The following is a 21,234-nucleotide window of genomic DNA, read 5'->3' as shown; positions in this document are numbered from 1 at the left end:
CGTGTTATCTTTTGGCTTTCGTATTTGGCTTAGTCCCCTTCGAAGACCGGGCGTTCCTTGGCGACGAAGGCGTTGTAGGCGCGCTCGAAATCACCCGTTTGCATGCAGATCGCCTGCGCCTGCGCTTCGGCCTCGATCGCCTGTTCGATCGACATGGCCCATTCCTGCGCCAGCATCGTCTTGGTCATCATATGCGCGAAATTGGGGCCGGCCTGGATTTTCTTGGCCAGTGCCATGGCCTCTTCCTCCAGCGTCTCGCCCGTCACCAGACGGTTGTAGAAGCCCCAGCGTTCGCCCTCTTCCGCCGACATGGCGCGGCCTGTGTAGAGCAGTTCCGCGGCCCGCGTCTGGCCGATGATGCGCGGGAGGATCGCGCAGGCGCCCATATCGCAGCCGGCAAGGCCCACGCGGGTGAAGAGGAAGGCCGTCTTCGCCTCCGCCGTCGCCAGCCGCAGGTCCGAGGCCATAGCGATGATCGCGCCCGCGCCGACGCAGACACCGTCGACGGCGGCGATCACCGGCTTACCGCAATTCACGATGGCCTTGACCAGATCGCCGGTCATGCGGGTGAATTGCAGCAACTCTTTCATGTTCATCTTGGTCAAAGGGCCAATGATATCATGCACATCGCCACCGGAACTAAAGTTACCCCCGTTGGAGCCAAAGATCACCACATCGACGTCATCGGCATAGACCAGATCGCGGAACCAGTCGCGCAGCTCGGCGTAGCTGTCGAAGGTCAGCGGGTTCTTGCGGTCGGGCCGGTCGAGCCGCACGGTGGCGATCCGGTCTTTGATCTCGCATTGAAAATGCGTCACATCACTGCGCATTGGCTTTTTCCTCTTCTTCCGTTTGGGCGGCGAAGGCTTGTAGGCGGGCCGCCATGGCGCGGGCTTCCTCGGAGGAGATTCCGCGCAGTTTTTCGTTGATCCAGTCTTCATGCGCCTGCGCTTGGCGGGCGAATTGCGCCGCCCCCTCAAGCGTCAGCCGCAGCATCATCGCGCGCCGGTCGCCCGGCACGGGGATGCGCTCCACCAGCCCCTCTTCGCTGAGGCGGTCGGCGATGCCGGTGACATTGCCGTTGGACACCCGCAGCACGCCGGAAAGCTGGCTCATCTTCAGCCCCTCGGGATGGCGCGAGAGGGCCGACATCACGTCGAAACGCGGCAGCGTCGTGTTATGCTCGCGCCGCAGCCTGTCGCGCAGCTCCTGCTCCAGCCCGCGCACCACCTTCAGCAGCCGCAGCCAGAGCCGGACGCGATCCTTGGCCGCGTTGCTCACACCTCGCCCCCCGATAGCGCCAGCGCGTGGCCGTTGACCGAGGCCGCGGCATCTGAGAGCAGATAGAGCACGGCACCGGCGACCTCGGAGGTCTCCACGAAGCGGTTCTGCGGGCTGGCGCGTTTCAGCAGGGCGCGGGCCTCCTCGGCGTTCTTGCCGGTGGTTTTGGTGATATTCCCGACCGAGCGTTCCAGAAGCGGCGTGTCGATGAAACCGGGGCAAATCGCGTTCACGGTGATGCCCGTGCGCGCCAGTTCCAGCGCCAGCGCGCGGGTGAGGCCGACGACACCGTGTTTGGCCGCGACATAGCCCGCGACATATGGGTAACCCTTGAGGCCCGCGGTGGAGGCCACGGCGATCAGCCGCCCCTGCCCGGCCTCCTTCATCTCCGCCAGTGCCGCCTGCCAGACGTTGAAGACGCCGGTGACATTGACCGCCATCATGTCGGTCATGTCCTGCGCGGTGATCTTGTGGAAAGGCGCGGAATGGGCAGCACCCGCATTGGCGACGACGCCGGTGATGGGGCCATTCTCAGCGCGCGCGGCGGCGAAGGCGGCCTGCACCGCTTCCGGATCGGTCACGTCGCAGGTCTGGAACGGCAACCCTTGCTCGCGCAGGGGCGCTTCGCGGCGGCCCATGATGGTCACCTTGGCGCCGGTGCCGGCCACCGCATGGGCGATCTCGGCCCCCACGCCGGTGCCGCCGCCGGTGATGACGATATGGCTCATACCTTCTCCATTTCCGCCGCACGGTCCGCCAGACGCCATGCCTGATCGCGGCCCGGGCCGTAGGGCAGCGGCCAGTCGGCGTGGCGGTCGCCGATGGCGGTGGCGGCGTGCAGGGTCCAATAGGGGTCGGCCAGATGCGGGCGGGCGAGGCAGACCAGATCGGCGCGGCCCGCCATGAGGATCGAGTTCACGTGGTCGGCCTCGTAGATATTGCCCACGGCCATGGTCTTGATCCCGCCGTCGTTGCGGATGCGGTCGCTGAAAGGCGTCTGGAACATGCGGCCATAGACCGGCTTGGCCTGTTTCGAGGTCTGGCCCGCCGAGACGTCGATGATGTCGGCCCCGGCTTCACTGAACATGCGCGCGATCTCGACCGCTTCCTCGGGCGTGACGCCGTCTTCCTCGACCCAATCGTTGGCCGAGATACGCACCGCCATCGGCCTTTCCTCGGGCCAGGCGTCGCGCATGGCGCGGAAGACTTCGAGCGGATAGCGCATGCGGTTCTCGAGGCTGCCGCCGTATTTATCTTCGCGCTGGTTCGACAGGGGCGAGATGAACGACGAGATCAGGTAGCCGTGGGCCGCGTGCAGTTCGATCATGTCGAAATTGGCGCGCTCCGCCATGCGGGCAGCCTCAACAAATTCGTCGCGGATCTGGTCCATATCCGCGCGTGTCGCTTCCTTCGGCACGGCGTTGTTTTCCGACCACGGGATCGGCGAGGCCGAGATTATCTCCCAATTTCCCGCTTTCAGCGGCGCGTCCATTTCTTCCCAGCCGAGCTGGGTCGAGCCCTTGCGGCCCGAGTGGCCGATCTGGCAGCAGATCTTGGCGTCGGTCTCGGCATGGACGAAATCCGTAAGCCGCTTCCACGCCGCCTCGTGCTCGGGCGCGTAGAGGCCGGGGCACCCCGGCGTGATCCGACCCTCGGGGGAGACGCAGGTCATCTCGGTATAGACCAGCCCCGCGCCGCCCTTGGCGCGTTCGGCGTAATGGATGAGATGCCAGTCGGTGGGGCAGCCGTCGACGGCCTTGTACTGCGCCATGGGCGAGACGACGATGCGGTTGTTGAGCTTCATGTCGCGCAGGCGGAAGGGCGCGAACATCGGCGCACGGATCGGGCCATTGGTGTCGGCGCCCGCCTGTTCGAGGAACCATTTCTCGGCCCCCTCAAGCCACTTCGGATCCCGCTCGCGCAGGTTCTCGTGGCTGATCCGCTGGCTGCGGGTCAGCATGGAGTAGTTCAACTGCACCGGGTCGAGGTCGAGGTAGCGCTCTACGTCCTCGAACCATTCGACCGAGTTGCGCGCCGCCGATTGCAGGCGCAGCACTTCGAGGCGGCGGGCCTCTTCGTATTTTTCGAAAGCCGTGGGCAGATCGACGTCGTCGCTGACGTGTTTCGCCAGCGAGATCGCCGATTCCAGCGCCAGTTTCGTGCCCGAGCCGATCGAGAAATGCGCCGTGGCCGAGGCATCGCCCAGCAGCACGACGTTCTCGTGGCTCCACTTCTCGCAAAGCACGCGCGGGAACTTGATCCAAGCCGAGCCGCGGATGTGGCTGGCGTTGGTCATCAGCTTGTGCCCGTCAAGGTGGTCCTTGAAGATCTCCTCGCAGATCGCGATCGTCTCCTCCTGCGTCTTCTCGCCGAAACCGTAGGCGTCGAAAGTCTCCTGGCTGCATTCGACGATGAAAGTCGCCGTGTCCTTGTCGAATTGGTAGGCATGAACCCAGATCCAGCCCTTGTCGGTCTTCTCGAATATGAAGGTGAAGGCGTTGTCGAACTTCTGATGCGTGCCGAGCCAGACGAAGGGGCAGCGGCGCACGTCGATGTCGGGCTTGAAAGTGTCCTCGAACTCCATCCGGGTCTTGGAGTTCAGACCGTCCGAGGCGACAACCAGATCGTAGTCGTCCATGTATTCCGAAGCGGCCTTCACCTCGGTCTCGAACTGCAGGTTCACGCCCAATTCGCGGGCACGCTCCTGCAGGATCAGCAGCAACCGCTTGCGCCCGATGCCGCAGAAGCCATGGCCGGAGCTGAGGATCGTGTTGCCCTTGTGGTGCAGCGCGATGTCGTCCCAATAGGCGAAGTGGCTGCGGATTTCCTTGGCCGAGACGGGATCATTGGCCTCGAGATTGTCCAACGTCTCGTCCGAGAGCACGACGCCCCAGCCGAAGGTGTCATCGGGGCGGTTGCGCTCAAGCACGGTGACATCGGCCTCGGGCTGGCGCAGCTTGAGAGAGATCGCGAAGTACAGCCCCGCAGGACCGCCGCCAAGACAGATTGCACGCATCGAAATTCCCCTCTGGTTCGCTTTGGAAGGGATCCTAGGGCGAGTCGCTTTTTCATTCAAGAATAAATATTTTAGGCTTGAAGCAAATTGGTGGTTCGTCTTTTTGCGTCCAGCGGACGCGTTGAACCCGCAGGCCATTGGGCCTATGCCGTTGAGACATTCCACGACGAGGGCAGCACGATGACGGGTTTGAGCAATGCAGATTGGCTGGCGGTAGAGGTTCACGAGGCGCGTTTGCAGGTCTGGGCCATGCAGGGCGGATCAGCGCTTGAGAGCGCCACGAGCGAGAGCGAGACTGCCGAACCCGACGGCCTCGCGGCCTTCGACGCCGCGCTCGCTAAGCTGACCGCGCCGTGGCAGCTGCCTCGCCTGCCGGTTTTCGTCGCTGGCTTGCCCGCAGGCAGGACCGATGCCGCGCCGCGCATGGTGCCCTGCTCCGCCGCGGCTGAACGCACAACGGCTGTCGCCACCGACAACTTCGACCTTCAGGTCATCCCACCCCTGCGCCAGCAGACCCCCAGCGGTCTGCTGCAAGGGGCCGAAACGCGCATCGCGGGGTTTCTGAGCCTCAACAAAGACTGGGACGGGGTGATCTGCCTGCCCGGAGCCACGTCAGTCTGGGCGCAGATCAGCGCGGGCGAGGTGGTGAGTTTTCAGACCTTCCTGACCGGGGAATTGCTGGCCCTCTTAGGCGATGGCACCCCTGCCGAGGGCACGGCGCTGGACGACACGGCTTTTGACGACGCGCTCAGCGATGGGCTGTCGCGGCCCGAGCGTATGGCGGGGCGGCTTGCCTCCATCCGGGCCGAACTGGCCTTGCAAGACATCCCGCCACCCACCGCAGAGGCGCGGCTGGCGGGCACATTGATCGGGGCGGAACTGGCGGCGGCGCGGGCCTATTGGCTGGGGCAAACGCTGGCGGTGATCGGCACGGGCGGGGCTGTGCCGCTCTATCTGCGGGCGCTGTCGCAACAGGGTGCACTGGCGACCGAGGCTGATGGCAGCCGCATGGCGCTGGCGGGGATCTGCGCGGTACGGCGGGCGGTTAACGGGGGATAGCCCTGCCCGCCAACACCTTTCCCGTCAGTCTTTCTTTTGCCCGTCGGTCTTTTTCTGCATGTCCAGATTGACGAGATCTTCGAGCATATCGAGCAGGTCTTCCATTCGCTGCTTGCCGAAACGCGCCTCGAAGTCAGAGAACAGCGCCGCCGCATCGCCCGCGTGGTCTTGGATCACCTGACGGCCCTGATCGGTGATCGTGACGATGGATTTGCGCCCATCATCGGGATCGCTGGCACGGCTGAGCAGCCCCTCCTCCTCCATCGCGCGCAACATGCGGGTCAGGCTCGGCAGCAGCAGACAGGCCTGCTGCGCCAGTGCGGTCTGCTCCATCGGGCCGGATTCCTCGACCACGCGCAGCACGCGGAACTTCTGTTCCGAGATGCCGCTTTCGTTCAAGATCTCGCGGATCGGCCCCATCACCCTTTCCCGCGCGCGCAAAAGCGCAATCGGAAGGGAGCGGGCAGTGCGGCGCAGGGGGGGCATTGGGGCCATTCTTGACGGTTTCCTGATCGCTACTTACCAAGTCAAAGACCGCCCAAAAGGGCGTGACGACCACCATAGCCGCTGCGACAACATTCTTGAAGAGGTCAAGCTCAGCGGAACAACAGTGAGACAATACAACAACATGGGGCAGGAAATGCGGATGACAACCAGAATTCCACAGCAAGGGAGCGGCGCATGAATTGGGAGGATTTCCGGCATTGGGGCCGCCGCGCCGCCGATTGGGCTGCCGATTACCACGCGGGTCTGCGCAACCGCCCGGTGCGCGCGCAGGTGGCCCCCGGCGCGGTGCTTTCCGCCCTGCCCGATGCCCCGCCCGAAGGGGCCGAGGCGATGCAGGCGATCTTCGACGATTTCGAACAGACCCTCATGCCCGGCATGACCCATTGGCAGCACCCCCGCTTCTTTGCCTATTTCCCGGCCAATGCTGCGCCGGTCTCGGTGCTGGCGGAATATTTCGTCTCTGCCATCGCGGCGCAATGCATGCTGTGGCAGACCTCTCCGGCCGCGACGGAGTTGGAGACCCGCGTTTGCGATTGGATGCGTCAGGCGATCGGCCTGCCGGATGGCTTTACCGGGGTGATCCAAGACAGCGCCAGCTCCGCCACGCTTTGTGCCGTGCTGACAATGCGCGAACGCGCGCTTGATTGGCAGGGCAACCGCGCGGGGCTGTCGGGCCAGCCGCGCCTACGGGTCTATTGCTCGGACGAGGTGCATACCTCGGTCGACCGGGCCATTTGGATCGCGGGGCTGGGCGAAGAGAACCTTGTCCGCATTCCGACTCAAGGCGCGACCCGCGCGATGGACGCCGAAGCGCTGCGCGCCGCCATCGCCGCCGACCGTGCGGCGGGGCATCTGCCTGCGGGCATCATCGCCTGCACCGGGGGCACCAGTGCGGGGGCCAGCGATGATATTGCCGCCGTGATGGATGTGGCCGACGCCGAAGGGCTCTACACCCATGTCGACGCCGCTTGGGCCGGGTCGGCGATGATCTGCCCTGAATTCCGCAGCCTTTGGGCCGGGGTCGAACGGGCCGACTCGGTGGTGATGAACCCGCATAAATGGCTGGGGGCGCAGTTTGACTGCACCACGCATTTCCTGCGCAATCCCGACGATCTGGTGCGTACCTTGGCGATTCAGCCGGAGTACCTGAAGACCCATGGCGCGGATGGCGTGGTGAACTATTCCGAATGGTCCGTGCCGCTGGGCCGCCGTTTCCGCGCGCTCAAACTGTGGTTCCTGATCCGCGCCCATGGGCTGGAGGGGCTGCGCGAAATGATCCGCAACCATGTGACATGGGCGCAGGATTTGGCTGCACGGCTTGAGGCGACGGAGGGGTTCGAGATCGTGACCCAGCCGATGCTCTCGCTCTTCACCTTCCGCCATCTCGGAGCCGAAGATCTCGATGCCCATAACCAAGACCTGCTGAACCAGATCAATGACGACGGGCGCATTTACCTGACCCAGACCCGGATCGACGGGGCATTCGTGATCCGCTTTCAGGCAGGTGCCTTCACCGCCACGGCCGAAGATGTGGCCATGGCCTATGACGTGATCACCGACTTGGCCGGGACTTAGGGTGCGATCAGCGTGACGCCCGGCATGGCGCGGATGACCTCGACATCCGCGTCATAGATCGCCGTCATCCGCTCGACCAATTCTTCGGTCCAGCCGGGCATGTCGAGCTCTTCTTCGATTTCTTCCTCCAGCGCGTATTTGTCGAGGAACGCGGTGATCACGCGGCGCTTCTGCGCCTCGGACATATCGGGATGTGTGTCGAGATAGCCGCGAAAGCGTTTCATCCCCTCCTCCGACATGATCGTCTGCAAAAGATCGAAACCGCCCTTGATCTTGGTTTCGGGCGCCAGCCCCGCCATCTCCCGAATGATCTGCGCCCAGATCAGCGGCGCGTCTTCATTGCACCACAGGGTGATGGGAATCCCCGGCGCCGCCTCGCGCAGTTGGCCAATCGTCTCGGACCAGCGCAGGTCCTCCGGCCCCCGCTCCCCCCAGAACGCCGCCGAGGTTTTATCCGCCGCTTTCTCATAAAGCACCGGCACGAGGGAGGCGGGATTGCGGATCGCCATAAAGATGCGCATCTCATCTTCGGGGAAAAGCTGCGCCATGCGCAGCATGCGCACGGCGGCGGCGGGATAAAGTACGCCTTCTTGCAGGGCCGTGGCAGGGGAGCGGAAGAAATTCGCATCCGACAGGATCACCCGGCTGGCTGTCCCATCATCGAGGATCGCGTCCAGCAGAACATCCCGCGCCACCTCCGACGGCTCCGCCTTATGCATCGCGTTGAGCGTGTCACGGAACAGGTTGCGATAGGTGCTAGGCCCGGGCACTTTGACGCCCGTCTTGGCGAAATCGTCCTGATTGCGCAGCAGGCATTTCAGCAGCCGCTCGTCTTCCGTGAAATGGACACCTGTGTGCAAAACGAGCTGCATGATACTCTGCTTACCCTTGAAAATCTCGGCGTTGAATAGCCCGTCCCGGCGCGCGTGTAAAATCCGAAAGAATCTCGCATTTCCCCTCTTGCACCCCCCGGCTCCTTTCTCTAAATGAGCCCTCAGTGCCCCTATAGCTCAGCTGGTAGAGCAACTGATTTGTAATCAGTAGGTCCGCGGTTCGAGTCCGTGTGGGGGCACCACTTCTCTCTTTAGATCATGCGCTGATCCGCTGCCGTTGCGTGCTAGTTTACGCCTGCCTACAGGCTCGGCCAAGCCGCCCGATGGCCCCGCGCCCCCGCCGCATTCGGCAGACGCGGGGCCGTGGCCCCTAACCCATTCGCTTGGAGCTGTAGCTGCCGGGCGATGCGGGAAAGACCACGGTTTTATTGCCGTTCAGAAACACCCGGTGGTGGGCATGGGCGTGAATCGCGCGCGCCAAGACGCTCGCCTCCACATCGCGACCGAGCGAGACATAATCCGAGGCGCTTTGCGCATGGGTGATGCGCACGATGTCCTGTTCGATGATCGGCCCCTCGTCCAGATCGGCGGTGACGTAATGCGAGGTGGCACCGATCAATTTCACGCCCCGTTCATAGGCCTGCTTGTAAGGGTTCGCCCCCTTGAAGGACGGCAGGAAGGAATGGTGAATATTGATGATCCGCCCCGACATCTTTTGGCACATGGCGTCAGACAGAATTTGCATGTAGCGCGCCAGCACGATCAGCTCGGCGCCGGTTTCCTCGACCACTTCCATGATCCGCGCTTCGGCCTGCGGTTTGTTCTCCTTCGTCACCTTGATGCAGTGAAATGGAATGTCGTGGTTCGCCACGACCTTTTGATAGTCCATATGGTTCGAGATCACGGCGACGATCTCAATCGGGAGCGCGCCGATGCGCACACGGTAGAGCAGATCGTTCAGACAGTGCCCAAAGCGCGAGACCATGACCACGACCTTAATCGTGGTGTCTTGGTCGTGGAATTCATAGGTCATGCCAAAGGGTTCCGCGACCGCTGTGAACCCCTCGCGCAGGGTCTCGAGCGTGGCGCCGGTTTCGGCCTCGGCGCTGATGCGCATGAAGAACTGGCCGTTTTCGGTGTCGTCGAACTGCGCGCTGTCGGTGATGTTGCAGCCGGTTTCGGCGATGTAATTGGCGATGGCGGCAACGATCCCGCGTTGCGAGGTGCAGGTCACGGTCAGGCAGAACTTGGTCATGGGCGGTCCTTAGGGGGGTTGGTCGGGGCGGCAGGGCTTGCGTCGCTTACTCTACCGTTTGCAGGCTCCGCGGGGGAAGGCAAGCGATAGCGCACGTATGACGGGGGTCGCCCATGCCTAGATCAACAGCCCTGCCTAGGTGCCGTTTTCCGATGCGCATCAATGTTGATCATCCGCCAAAAAACGGGCGGCGGCGCATCAAAATGCACCGCCACTCCGATAAGCACTATCGACCTATTGAATGCCGACCCTGAATTGCACGGCCCCGGTCTGCCCCGGCAACATCTGGCCCGTGCAATTCCACTCGATTGCCCCGGCATAGCTGGCCACATTGCTTGCCGGCACCACCAGATCACAGCTGAGGTTGGGCGAGACCTGTTGCGGATCGACGATAGGCTCCGACAGCTGCGTATAGGGCGGGGTTCTATCGTAGATCTTGACGTTCGACGCCTGCGTGGTCGCGTTGTTTTGCAGATAGATGCGGTACAGAAGGATATCGTTCACACTGCCAAGGTTGGTGGTGGCCTCCCCAGTGCCTTGGGTCTCATTCTCGACCGTTTTGCGCAGTTCGATCTGGGTGGAACGCCCCCCGACCAAGACCTCATCGGTATTGCTGGCCGAACTGGTCACCGTGGTCCGGGCGAATGCCGTGGTCGCCAGCACCTGATAGACGTAGGTACTACCCTGCCCAGCGCCCGAACCGGCGGACACCCGTGAGACGATACAGATGGCCTGCCCCGTGGTGACGGCGATGGGACCGGTGATCGGCCCATCGATGCTATCGTCACAGCCGATATCTTGGAACAGCGCCGCGCTGAACGCGCCTGTGGGGGTCGAGGTGGCACCGGCGTAGGAGAAGGTCACCTGCCCGTCTGAGGTGGCGGTATAGATATGCGGCAGGGTCGCAACCTGCCCCTGTGCGACGGTCGTGGTCCGGTCGTTGGTCAGACTGGGCAGTTGCAGCAGTCCAATATCCAGCCCCATGCGATTGCCGAAAGCCTCGGGCGTGAAGGTGAATTCACCGTCATGCGGGTTGGTGTCGACCAAATCGGGCAGCCCGGTCGTCGCTTCCGAGATCGCCCGGTAATCATTCGCCGGGATCGCGCGGATCGTGATCGGCCCGCTGTAGCTGCTAGAAAGCCCATAGCTCCAAGTGCCATCCGTCGCGAGACCGGGGGTCGCCAGTACCGCACCGCCGCTGTCGAGGATCTCCAACACCGCCGAGGATGCCCCCCCTTCGCTGCCGTTGCGCAGCGCGTCATGGGCGGTGCCGCCGCCTGCCCCGTTGTCGATGAAAACACGGCCCGTCAAGATCCGTTCCCCTGTGACGAGGTTCACGGAATAGGAAGCCTCATCGTCATCGGGCAGTTGGTCGAACAGGTCATCGGTCAGCGGCCCCGTGCTGGGGTCGCTGTCGGGATCGGGCAGCGAGCTATAGATGATCTCGGCCTGATTGGTGAAATCACCGCTGCCCAGCACCGTGGTGGTGATCGTCAGGGTCTCGCTCTCTCCGCTGAGCAGTTCATCCACGAACCACAAGCCTGTGTCGGGGTCATAGGTATCCCCCGTCGCGGGCGCATCGTCCGAGACATAGGCGAAACCGCTTGGGATCTGGTCAATCACTTTGACCCCCGAGGGCGAGCCACCGCTGACATTGGTAATGGTGATGATCCAATCGATGGTATCCCCTTCTGACACATTGGTAATCAGTGTCGTCGTCCCTGTAGCGGCGGCGATTTTGCTGAGTTCGAGGTCACTGCCTGCGGGATCGAAGCCAAAGTCTTGGTCACTGGTCACGCTATTGCCGGAGACAGGAACCCCAAGCAGCGGGTTGGACGTGCCGATGGTCAGCCCCGAAGGCAGATCGGGGTCCGCCTCGTCCAATGCGACACGGTAGGTCGTGTTCACCATCAACTCCCCAACCGCATAGGTGCCATCGGCCAAGGTCTCCGTGGTTACTAGAAAGATGTCATCGGCGGTATTGGCCGGGGTGCCATTGTCGGCATAGACCGAGATGCCCACGCCCGCGCCGAAATTGGTCTCCCCATTGTCTTTCACGTCCGAAGCATCCGCGTCTTCATAGATGTTGCCCGAGATGCCCCCCAGTGGGATCGGTGCAGGCCCCCGGCAGGAGATGCCATCGCTACGCCCGCCCTCATCTACCGGAATGCCGGATACCAGTTGCGGCACACCTGTCGCCGTTGAGATGACAAAGAGGTTGTTGGTGGTGTTGGAATAGCCATAGAGCCTGCCGTCACGGTCGAACCACAGCGCGTCGAACATGCCCGCATAGACGGCAGGGCCGATCGCTTGGGGTGTCACGTTTCCAGGGGTGCCGTTGTTGACCGCCGCGCGGAACAGGAAGCCTGAGTTTCTGTCGATTCCATACATGATGCCGTCCACGGGGTTGAAGGCGAGGTCTTCGGGATTGACGCCGATAGAGAGGTTGATCTCGCCCAGAGCGATGGGCGTGGCGGGATTGGTCAGATCGACGATCTGCCATGTATTTTGATCCACTTCGTAGATCAGCCGCCCATTCGGCAGGATATCCCCGGCATTCAACGCATCCTCCGCACCAGAAATATTGCCGAAATCCGTGATATCCCCCGCCCCGTCGATCCGGTAGAGCCGCCGACTGTTCTCATCCACGCCGTAGATATAGCCGTCCAGCGCGTTATAGCCCCAGGCGCCGTCGCGGTTCTGTCCGGTGCTGCCCGAGGTCTCAACCGTTGTGGCATAGCTCCCCCCACCATCGCGGAAGGTCATACGCCTCAGCGCAGAGGGGCTGTCGACGATGGCATAGAGCGAAGCATCGCAGACCAGCGGCGGCGGATCGCTTGAAATGGTGAGCGTATAGTCCTCCACCTCCCCCTCAAAAGCTGTGACAAGGCCAGTGCTGTCGGTCGACCAGCGAAAGCGGGCATAGGTAGGCAGTGTCGTGGCCCCCGCGGGCACCGCCACTTCGAAAAGGATCGTGCCATTGCTGAAGCCGTCCTTATCCTGCGGGCCGCCGTCTTGCAGGTTCACCGCCACCTGCTCCCCGGCTTGGTTGAAGGTGCCATCGCCATCGAAGTCGATAAAGGCCTGCAGATAGGACGACCCCGGCGCGGCAATCAGATCACTGACTGTCACCGTGATCTCGGCCAGACCGCCACGGTAGAACTGCGGCAGGATCACCCCGTCTTCATCATCCGACCCGTCGGCATCATCCCCCGTGGCCCCGATGGAGTTCTGCGTCAGCAGATCGATATCCGGCGGGGTGCTGCCCAGATAGATCTCAGGCGCGCCCGGGCCTTCGATGATATGCTGCGGATCGCCATAGCTCGCCGGGGCGTCGCCCCGGTCGGCGTCGGGCGGTGTCTTGCTGGTAATGCCATAGTCTTCGACCTCCCCATCCGGGGCGGGGGTGATCGCATCAAGCCCCGCGGTCGAGGACCAGCGCAGCCGGACGAAGGTCGGGGTCAGAACGGCGGTAACCGGCACGCTGACGGGGAATGAAATCTCTCCATTCACCACCCCGTCGAGGTCTTGCGCCCCGCCGTCTTGGATATCCGTCGCGACCTGATCGCCAAGGAAGAGGCCATCGCCGCCGAAATCGACGAAAGCCTGCAGGTAGCCAGTGCCGGGGGTGGGTTCGTTTACGACCACGGTCACCGTGCGGGTCAGATCACCGTAGAGCTGGGGAAAGCTCTCTTCGCTTTCGTCATCCTTCCCGTCGAGGTCGTCGCCGGTGCCATCGACGGAATGTTGCGCCGAACCATCGCCGTCACCATTCAGCGCGCCGATCCAATATTGCGCGGTGTCCGCATGTTGCGGATCGCCGTAGGTGACCGGCGCATCCCCCCGGTCGGGGCCTGAGCCTGCGTAGATCGTCGTGGGGTCATCGCGCCCTTCGCCCGGCCCGTTCGACGCCACACCATCCCCGTCACCGGGGTTCTCGGAATCCGACAGGTCCGAGACTGCTGTCCCCCCCGGTGTCTCAGCCGTGACCTGCGCTTGGTTGCTGATCGTGGTGTCCAAATCCTCAGGCACCAGCGTGTAGGTCGCCGTATAGACGGCCTTCTCCCCGACCAGCAGCGTGCCTTCGGGCGACAGCGACGTGGCGGCCTGAAAGGTGATCACCGGGGGCACGCCCTTGCCGCTGAACTGCGTCTCGGCAAGCTGCACATTGGTCAGATCGACATTGCCGAAGTTTTCAGCGGTAAAGACATAGGCGATCGTCTCACCCGGATCGGCGTAGCCGTTAAGGTTGGTATCGACCAATTGCGCCAGTTTCAGCAGACCGACAGAGCCCACATCGATCGAGACCTGCGCGGGCGCGGAATAGGCCCGCGGCTCATTCGGCAGGATGATGGGCGATTGATAGCGGTAGCTGATTGGCGTCGGCGCGGCAAAGAAGGCGACGAAGGGGGTGAAGGTCAACTCCCCGGTCAGGTCGTCATAGCTCCATGTGCCCTCCCCCAGAATGTCAAAACCCACCCGATGGCCTTCGGAATCGGTCACGATGTTCTGCGCCCCGGCAGGTGGGATCAGATCGACAGCCTGTTTTGCATATTCGCTGGGCTGGCCCGAATTATTGGCCGGCGCATTGTTGTTTTCCGTCGCGACACTGTCGTTGAACAGGATGTTGACCACCACAGGCTCGCTCAGCACCTGTTCTTTCAGATCGTCCTGCAAAACGGGTGCTTTGAAGTCACCGCATTGCAGGTCATAGGTCTGCGCTTCGTCATAGGTCGGATTGGCGAGCCGGACGAGGAAGCCACTGTTGGCGGTCCGACCAAAGCGAAAGGTCGAGGTCTGCGGGTAGAAGATTTCAAGCCCCGATACCGGCTGGTTGCTATAGTTGCGGTCCCCGGCAAGATAGAACACCTCTGTCCCGAGGTTTGCATCCGGCCCTTCGATATAGCCCCGATAGGTCGTCGCGCTGCCGTCAATGCGGACATATTCGACCGTGCCGTCGCAGACGTTCACATAGACCTGCTCATTCAACGGACCGTCGATGTCATTAATCTGAAAGAAAACATCCGCCACCACCGGCACCCCGCCAGTATTGGTCGTGATGTTATGGGTGCCTGCCTCATAGAGGTAGAAATCCATGAAATGCGGGTCTTGCCCGGTCGAGGTAATCTGGATTTGCCCATTGCCCGAGGCGAAAATATGATCCCGCCCGGCAAAGGCCATTTCACCGACGATATCGACCGACACCCCGCCAACCGTACCTGCGTTGCGCCACAAGGCCCGCTCGCCCACACCTGCCCCGACCACGGTGGGCGCGGCGACGGGATTGAGAATGAGCTGCTGCGCCAAGGCGGCTCTGGTCAGCAAAGCCAACAAGAACAATGTCCAAAACGATGCCGCGATCATCCGAAGCCAAGGCCCCTGCCCTGCCAAGGCCGAAAGGCGGCGCAAGTGCTGCGCCGTGAACGTGCCGAGAAAATAAGTGTAAAAATGCATATCTTTGCTCACAACCTTTTAAGACACAGCCTAGCGACGAAGCGGGTTCTGAGGACTTACGCAGAAAGGTATTAAGATATGCTTCCGGTTATAGGGGCGGTGAAGGGATAGGTGGTGGTCGCTCTTGTGCATATGCCTCTGTGCCTTAGCAGGCCGCAAAGCTGCCGCGCCTGTGCCGCCGTGCTACCAAATCAATTTTCCGAAAATGACCACTTGACCCTCCAGCAACTGGAAGCCCCATATTCAGCCCAAGACGAATAGAGGGCGTGAAATGGGCAAAGCGGAAACACTCACGTTTGGCGTGCAGAACATGAGCTGCGCGTCCTGTGTGGGGCGTGTCGAAAAAGCGCTAAACGCGCTGGAGGGGGTCGACGAGGCCCGGGTGAACCTTGCGGCAGAAACCGTGCGCGTGACGGCAAACCCCGCGTTTGACGCAGGCGAGCTCGATGCCGCCTTGGCGCAGGCGGGCTACCCGGCGCGCAAAACCACCCATCGTTTGCGGCTATCGAACATGACCTGCGCCTCCTGCCTGGGCCGTGTGGAACGCGCGCTGCTTGCGGTGCCGGGGGTGCTCTCGGCCACGGTCAACCTCGCCAGCGAAGAGGCGCGGGTCGAAATCTTGGAAGACGCCGATCTTTTGCCCGCCCTGCACGATGCGGCGGCAAAGGCGGGCTATCCCGCCAGCGTCGACACGCCCGAGGTGGGCACCCCCGGCGCCGCGACGCGCAAGGAAGCGGAGGCCATCCACCTCAAACGGATGACCCTGCTGGCCGCCGCGCTCACCCTACCCGTCTTTGTGCTTGAGATGGGCGGCCATCTGTTGCCCGCATTCCACCATCGGATCGCGGCGACCATCGGGATGGAGACAAGCTGGCTCATCCAGTTCCTCCTCACCACCCTCGTGCTGGCATGGCCGGGGCGGCATTTCTATAGCAATGGCCTGCCTGCGCTGGCGAAGGGCGCGCCGGATATGAACTCGCTCGTGGCACTTGGATCGGGGGCGGCGTGGCTCTACTCGGTCACCGCGCTCTTCGCGCCGGGGCTGTTGCCCGAAGGCAGCCGCGTGGTCTATTTCGAAGCCGCCGCCGTGATCGTCACGCTGATCCTGCTGGGCCGCTATCTTGAGGCCCGCGCCAAGGGGCGCACCGGGGCCGCGATAGCCAAGCTCATGGGCCTGCGCGCCACCAGCGCACGGGTGGAGCGGGACGGCGCCGTCATCGAACTGCCCTTGGAAAAGATCGAAACCGGCGACATCATCTACCTCCGCCCGGGCGAGAAGATCGCCACCGACGGCATCGTCGTCGAAGGGCAATCCTATGTCGATGAAAGCATGATTACCGGTGAGCCTGTGCCGGTGGAGAAAACCGGCGGTGCGGCTCTCGTCGGCGGCACGGTCAATGGCACCGGCAGCCTGACCTATCGCGCCACCAAGGTGGGCGGTGACACGGTTCTGGCGCAGATCATCCGCATGGTCGAAGAGGCCCAAGGCGCGAAGCTCCCCATTCAGGACTTGGTCAACCGCATCACCCTGTGGTTCGTCCCCGCGGTCATCGCCGTGGCGCTGGTGACCTTTGCCGGCTGGCTGGCCTTCGGCCCCTCGCTCAGCCATGCATTGGTGGGGGCGGTAGCGGTGCTGATCATCGCCTGCCCCTGTGCCATGGGGCTGGCCACGCCCACGTCGATCATGGTCGGCACCGGGCGGGCGGCGCAATTGGGCGTGCTGTTCCGGCAAGGCGATGCGCTGCAAAGCCTGCAGGGCGTCACGACGGTTGCCTTGGACAAGACCGGCACGCTGACCAAGGGCACGCCAGAACTTACCGACCTCGTGTTGATGAACGATATGACCGAGGAGACGCTGCTGCCCCTGATCGGCGCGGTCGAGGCCCGCTCAGAACATCCCATCGCCCAAGCCATCCTGCGCCGGGCCGAAGCGGCTGGCCCCGTGCCGCGCGAGGTAATCGATTTCCAATCCCATACCGGCTACGGCGTTAGCGCATTGGTGGCGGGCCGCCGTGTCACGCTTGGCGCGGACCGGCTGATGACCCGCGAGGGGATTGATCTGGGCAATGCCCAGCGGATCAGCGCGGATCTGGCCAAGGACGGCAAAACCCCGCTTTTCGCCGCGATCGACGGCAAACTAGCGGCGGTCATCGCCGTGGCGGACCCGATCAAACCCGGCACGCCCGAGGCCATCGCCCGGCTGCACGACCTCAACCTCGAAGTGGCGATGATCACCGGCGGCAACCGCGGCACGGCAGAGGCCATCGCGGCGCAACTGGGCATCGACCGCGTCGTCGCCGAGATGCTGCCCGATGGCAAAGTGGCCGCCATCGACGACCTGAGAAAAGGCGACAACCACATCGCCTACGTGGGCGACGGGATCAACGACGCGCCCGCGCTTGCGCAGGCCGATGTCGGGCTGGCCATCGGCACCGGCACCGATGTGGCGATCGAAGCGGCGGATGTGGTGCTGATGTCGGGCGATCTGCGCGGCGTGGTCAATGCCATCGACGTAAGCCAGCGCAGCATGGCGAATATCCGGCAAAACCTCTTCTGGGCCTTCGGCTATAACGTCCTGCTGATCCCCGTGGCCGCTGGCGCCTTCTACCCGCTGACCGGTTGGCTCTTGTCGCCCGCGCTGGCTGCCGGGGCAATGGCTTTGTCGAGCGTTTTCGTTCTCAGCAATGCCCTGCGCCTGCGCTGGATCGCCGCCCCTCTGACTGAGAGCGCCACCCCATCCCACGGCCCCCGGGCCGCCGCCCCCGTGGCCGCAGACGTAGCCGCAGAATAGGATCGTCCCATGAACATCGGAGAAGTCTCACAACGCACCGGGTTGCCGCCCAAAACCATCCGCTATTACGAGGATATCGGGCTGGTCAAACCCCTGCGCGACGCCAATGGCTACCGTGCCTTCCGCGAAAGCGAGATGCACAAGCTGGCCTTTCTGGGCCGTGCCAGAACGCTGGGGTTCAGCATCGAAGATTGCCGCAACCTGTTGGCGCTTTGGGAGGACAAGAACCGCGCCAGCGCCGATGTGCGCGCCATCGCCAAGGACCATCTGGCCCAGATCGAGGCCAAGATCAGCGGCCTGCAAGAGATGCGCGACACGCTCAGCACGCTGGTCCGCGATTGTGCGGGCGATGACCGGCCGGATTGTCCGATCCTAAAGACCTTGGGCACCGCAGCGGCCATATAACCACCGCTTTCAATAGCAAAAGGGGCCGCCCAGCCAAGCCGGGCGGCCCCTTTTGCGTTCAAGTCAGAGCAAAGCCTAGGCTTTGAGACGGTCCACGATACTATGCGCGGTGACGGTCCCGATCTGAGCGCCGTCTTCCATAACGGCAATCGCGGCATCGGCCCCACGCAGACGGTCCATCAATTCGCGCACCGGGGTCTCGGCTGTGGTCTCGCCTTGGGTGGCAGCACCATCATCCGCACCCATCACGTCGCGCGCGGTCAGAACCTCCAGCGGGTTCATATTGGCCACGAATTCCGCCACATAGTCCGAAGCGGGGTTCGAGAAAATCTCGCGCGGGGTGCCGATTTGCACGATGCGCCCGCCTTCCATGATGGCAATTCGCCCGCCCAGTTTGAATGCCTCATCAAGGTCATGGCTGACAAAAATAATCGTGCGGTTAAGATCGCGTTGCAGGTCCAACAGCTCATCCTGCAAGCGCGTACGGATCAGCGGATCGAGCGCCGAAAAAGGCTCATCCATCAGCAGGATCGGCGCTTCGGTGGCAAAGGCACGGGCAAGGCCCACACGCTGCTGCATTCCGCCCGAAAGCTCCCCCACCTTGCGGTCAGCCCAATCGCTGAGCCCCACCAGCTTCAACTGCCGCTCGGCCCGCTCCAACCGCTCGCCCTTGGGCACATTGGACAGTTCCAGCCCAAGCGCCACATTGTCGCGCACCGTGCGCCAGGGCAGCAGGCCGAACTGTTGGAACACCATCGACACGCCTTCACGGCGCACCCGGCGCAGCTCTCCCGCGTTGCTCTCATGCACATCGCAGGACCAGCCCTCGGCATGAACCCGCACGGTGCCGCGCACCATCGGGTTCAGCCCGTTCACCGCCCGCAACAGCGTTGATTTGCCCGAGCCCGACAGGCCCATCAGCACAAGGATTTCGCCATTCTCAACGGTGAGCGAGCAATCATGCACGCCCAGCACCTGCCCTGTCGCCGCTTCGATCTCGGCGCGACTTTGGCCTTCGTCCATCAGCGGCAGAGCCTTCTCCGGCTTGTCACCAAAGACGATGGACACATTGTCAAATTCTACTGCTTTACTCATTTCCGTCCCACCCGCAGGATACGGTCGAGCATGATCGCCACGACAACGATCACCAACCCGGATTCAAATCCCAAGCCTGTGTTGACTTGGTTCAGGGCACGCACCACCGGCACGCCCAAACCGTCTGCGCCCACCAATGCTGCGATCACCACCATCGACAGCGACAGCATGATGGTCTGGTTCAGACCCGTCATGATCTGCGGCAACGCATAGGGCAGTTCGATCTTCCACAGTGTCTGGCGCGGCTTGGCGCCGAAAGCCTGCGCGGCCTCTAGAAGCGCCTTTGGGGTCGAGGAGATGCCAAGCTGCGTCAGCCGGATCGGCGCGGGCAAAACGAAGATCACCGTAGCGATCAACCCGGGCACCATGCCGATGCCGAAAAAGACAATCGCGGGGATCAGATAGACGAAGGTCGGCAGCGTCTGCATCAGGTCCAAGACCGGGGCCACCCATGCGTAAAGTCGGGGCCGATGCGCCACGGCGATGCCAATCGGCACGCCCACGCCCATGCAGACCACACAGGCCGAGAGCACGAGCGTTAGGCTTTCCATCGTCTCTTCCCAGTAATCTTGGTTCAGAATGAACAGGAAACCCAGCACCACGAAGGCCACGGTTTTCCAATTGCGCTGAATGGCCCAGGTGATCGCGGCAAAGACGGCGATCAGGATCAGCGGATGCGGGGTTTGCAGCACCCAGAGGATCGCCTCGATCAGCCGTTCCATCAGGTCCGACAGCCCGTCAAAGAACCACGCCCCGTTCGTTTGCAACCAATCCAGCGCGTCTTCGGCTACATCGGCCACGGGGATCTTGTTTTCTGTCAGCCAGTCCATGTCAGTCCTTCAGGATTGGAGAATTGCGCATGAGAATGACCCGCCCCATCGATCTGGAGCGGGTCTTGTCCATCAATAGCGTGTGGATCACTTCAGCGAAGCGACAGCTTCCATCGCATCGCCGCCATCGACGGTGGTCACACCGTCCAGCCATGTGTCGAGCACGTCAGCGTTCGCCTTGATCCAATCGGCGGCGGCCTCTTCCGGCTTTTCGCCATCATCGAGGATCGCGCCCATGATCTCATTCTCCATCTCAAGGCTGAATTCGAGGTTCTGGAGGAATTTACCGAGGTTCGGGCATTCTTCGACGAAACCGGCGCGGGTGTTGGTGTAAACCGTCGCACCGCCCAGATCGGGGCCAAAGTAATCGTCACCACCTTCAAGATAGGTCAGGTCGAAGTTGGCGTTCATCGGATGTGGCTCCCAACCAAGGAAGACAACAGGCTCTTCCTTGCGGCTGGCGCGCTGCACCTGAGCGAGCATCCCCTGTTCGGAGGATTCGACGACTTCGAAGTCGCCCAGTTCAAAGGCATTCTCGTCGATCATCGACTGGATCAGGCGGTTGCCGTCATTGCCCGGCTCGATGCCGTAGATCTTGCCTTCCAGCGCACCGGCATTGGCAGCGATGTCGGCGAAGGTTTTGATGCCCATATCGGCGGCGGCCTTGTTGACGGCCAGCGTGTATTTCGCGCCTTCAAGGTTCGCGCGCACGGTGTCAACGCTGCCCTCTTCGCGGTACTTGGCGATATCGCCTTCCATCGTCGGCATCCAGTTGCCCAAGAACACGTCGATGTCGCCGGACGCCATGGAGGTATAGGTCACCGGCACGGCGAGGATTTTGGTCTCAGTGTCATAGCCAAGCGCGTCGAGCACGACAGAGGCGGCGGCGGTGGTGGCGGTGATGTCGGTCCAGCCGACGTCGGAGAAGGTGACTTCGCTACACTCGGCAGCGGCCAGCGATGTCGCAGCGACCGTCGCCAGAGCGGATGTCATAAGCAGTTTTTTCATTGGTGTTCTCCCCAGAGAAGTTTTTATTGACTGATGCGCCAATCAAAAGCCATCGGCCGCGATATTGCAACCGGATTAATTTTGCCAACTTACTGGAGGGCAAATTGCAATACTACTTGTTTCAA

General features: G+C 62.6%; 15 protein-coding genes and 1 tRNA gene. 5 read left to right on the top strand and 11 right to left on the bottom strand.

Translation table 11 applies throughout. The features are described from left to right. Positions 1-29: 29 nt before the first annotated feature. The 4 genes from ACGYK4_RS04980 to ACGYK4_RS04965 are packed head-to-tail and all read right to left on the bottom strand — an operon-like array spanning position 30 to position 4,297. Positions 30-830: an enoyl-CoA hydratase family protein gene (locus ACGYK4_RS04980; protein WP_394455385.1), complete on the bottom strand. Its 801-nt coding sequence runs from the start codon at positions 828-830 to the stop codon at positions 30-32. Continuing rightward, positions 820-1,281, bottom strand: coding sequence for a MarR family winged helix-turn-helix transcriptional regulator (locus tag ACGYK4_RS04975; protein ID WP_394455384.1), 462 nt, complete (start codon positions 1,279-1,281; stop codon positions 820-822). Before ACGYK4_RS04975 ends, ACGYK4_RS04980 begins: the two co-directional genes overlap by 11 nt. Next, a complete protein-coding gene (locus ACGYK4_RS04970; protein WP_394455382.1) occupies positions 1,278-2,009 on the bottom strand; it encodes an SDR family NAD(P)-dependent oxidoreductase in 732 nt (243 codons plus the stop codon). Before ACGYK4_RS04970 ends, ACGYK4_RS04975 begins: the two co-directional genes overlap by 4 nt. Further along, a complete protein-coding gene (locus tag ACGYK4_RS04965; RefSeq protein ID WP_394455380.1) occupies positions 2,006-4,297 on the bottom strand; it encodes a bifunctional salicylyl-CoA 5-hydroxylase/oxidoreductase in 2,292 nt (763 codons plus the stop codon). Before ACGYK4_RS04965 ends, ACGYK4_RS04970 begins: the two co-directional genes overlap by 4 nt. A 90-nt stretch (positions 4,298-4,387) precedes the next feature. Here ACGYK4_RS04965 and ACGYK4_RS04960 point away from each other — a divergent pair, with 90 nt between their 5' ends. Then, a complete protein-coding gene (locus tag ACGYK4_RS04960; protein ID WP_394455378.1) occupies positions 4,388-5,356 on the top strand; it encodes a 2-dehydro-3-deoxygalactonokinase in 969 nt (322 codons plus the stop codon). 24 nt (positions 5,357-5,380) lie between these two features. Here ACGYK4_RS04960 and hpaR read toward each other — a convergent pair whose 3' ends face one another. Next, a complete protein-coding gene (hpaR, locus tag ACGYK4_RS04955; protein ID WP_331710992.1) occupies positions 5,381-5,851 on the bottom strand; it encodes a homoprotocatechuate degradation operon regulator HpaR in 471 nt (156 codons plus the stop codon). A 186-nt stretch (positions 5,852-6,037) separates the two neighbouring features. Between hpaR and ACGYK4_RS04950 the strand changes: the two genes are divergently transcribed. Next, positions 6,038-7,438: a pyridoxal phosphate-dependent decarboxylase family protein gene (locus tag ACGYK4_RS04950; RefSeq protein ID WP_394455376.1), complete on the top strand. Its 1,401-nt coding sequence runs from the start codon at positions 6,038-6,040 to the stop codon at positions 7,436-7,438. On the opposite strand, the gene ACGYK4_RS04945 is transcribed toward ACGYK4_RS04950, so the two are convergent. Beyond that, the gene (locus ACGYK4_RS04945) at positions 7,435-8,310 is read right to left on the bottom strand and encodes a hypothetical protein (protein WP_394455375.1); all 876 of its coding nucleotides are present in this window, start codon (positions 8,308-8,310) and stop codon (positions 7,435-7,437) included. The two genes, ACGYK4_RS04950 and ACGYK4_RS04945, sit on opposite strands and share 4 nt — an antisense overlap. A 127-nt stretch (positions 8,311-8,437) precedes the next feature. On the opposite strand from ACGYK4_RS04945, the gene ACGYK4_RS04940 reads away from it, so the two are divergent. Continuing rightward, positions 8,438-8,513: transfer RNA gene (locus ACGYK4_RS04940), tRNA-Thr, on the top strand. A gap of 128 nt (positions 8,514-8,641) precedes the next feature. Here the strand turns inward: ACGYK4_RS04940 and purU are convergent. Continuing rightward, a complete protein-coding gene (purU, locus tag ACGYK4_RS04935) occupies positions 8,642-9,526 on the bottom strand; it encodes a formyltetrahydrofolate deformylase (protein WP_394455373.1) in 885 nt (294 codons plus the stop codon). Positions 9,527-9,760: 234 nt separating this feature from the next. Further along, on the bottom strand, positions 9,761-14,980 hold the full coding sequence (locus ACGYK4_RS04930) for a GEVED domain-containing protein (protein ID WP_394455371.1): 5,220 nt from the start codon (positions 14,978-14,980) through the stop codon (positions 9,761-9,763). 271 nt (positions 14,981-15,251) lie between these two features. Between ACGYK4_RS04930 and ACGYK4_RS04925 the strand changes: the two genes are divergently transcribed. Together ACGYK4_RS04925 and cueR are read left to right on the top strand one after the other, a co-directional pair. Continuing rightward, on the top strand, positions 15,252-17,771 hold the full coding sequence (locus ACGYK4_RS04925; protein WP_394455369.1) for a heavy metal translocating P-type ATPase: 2,520 nt from the start codon (positions 15,252-15,254) through the stop codon (positions 17,769-17,771). Positions 17,772-17,780: 9 nt separating this feature from the next. Then, complete coding sequence (gene cueR / locus ACGYK4_RS04920; RefSeq protein WP_394420094.1) at positions 17,781-18,176, top strand: Cu(I)-responsive transcriptional regulator; 396 nt, start codon at positions 17,781-17,783, stop codon at positions 18,174-18,176. A gap of 75 nt (positions 18,177-18,251) precedes the next feature. Here cueR and choV read toward each other — a convergent pair whose 3' ends face one another. The 3 genes from choV to ACGYK4_RS04905 form a co-directional block, all read right to left on the bottom strand. After that, the gene (choV, locus tag ACGYK4_RS04915; protein WP_394455368.1) at positions 18,252-19,271 is read right to left on the bottom strand and encodes a choline ABC transporter ATP-binding protein; all 1,020 of its coding nucleotides are present in this window, start codon (positions 19,269-19,271) and stop codon (positions 18,252-18,254) included. After that, positions 19,268-20,101, bottom strand: a complete 834-nt coding sequence (gene choW / locus ACGYK4_RS04910) for a choline ABC transporter permease subunit (RefSeq protein WP_067260944.1) — start codon at positions 20,099-20,101, stop codon at positions 19,268-19,270. Before choW ends, choV begins: the two co-directional genes overlap by 4 nt. Positions 20,102-20,188: 87 nt before the next feature. Continuing rightward, positions 20,189-21,109, bottom strand: a complete 921-nt coding sequence (locus ACGYK4_RS04905; RefSeq protein ID WP_394455367.1) for a choline ABC transporter substrate-binding protein — start codon at positions 21,107-21,109, stop codon at positions 20,189-20,191. Between the last annotated feature and the right edge of the window lie 125 nt (positions 21,110-21,234).

The sequence above is a fragment of the Sulfitobacter sp. 1A13368 genome, assembly GCF_043557275.1.
GTDB lineage: Bacteria > Pseudomonadota > Alphaproteobacteria > Rhodobacterales > Rhodobacteraceae > Sulfitobacter > Sulfitobacter faviae.
The sequence above is the reverse complement of the archived record's forward strand: the minus strand, read 5'-3'. Positions and strand labels throughout refer to the sequence as shown.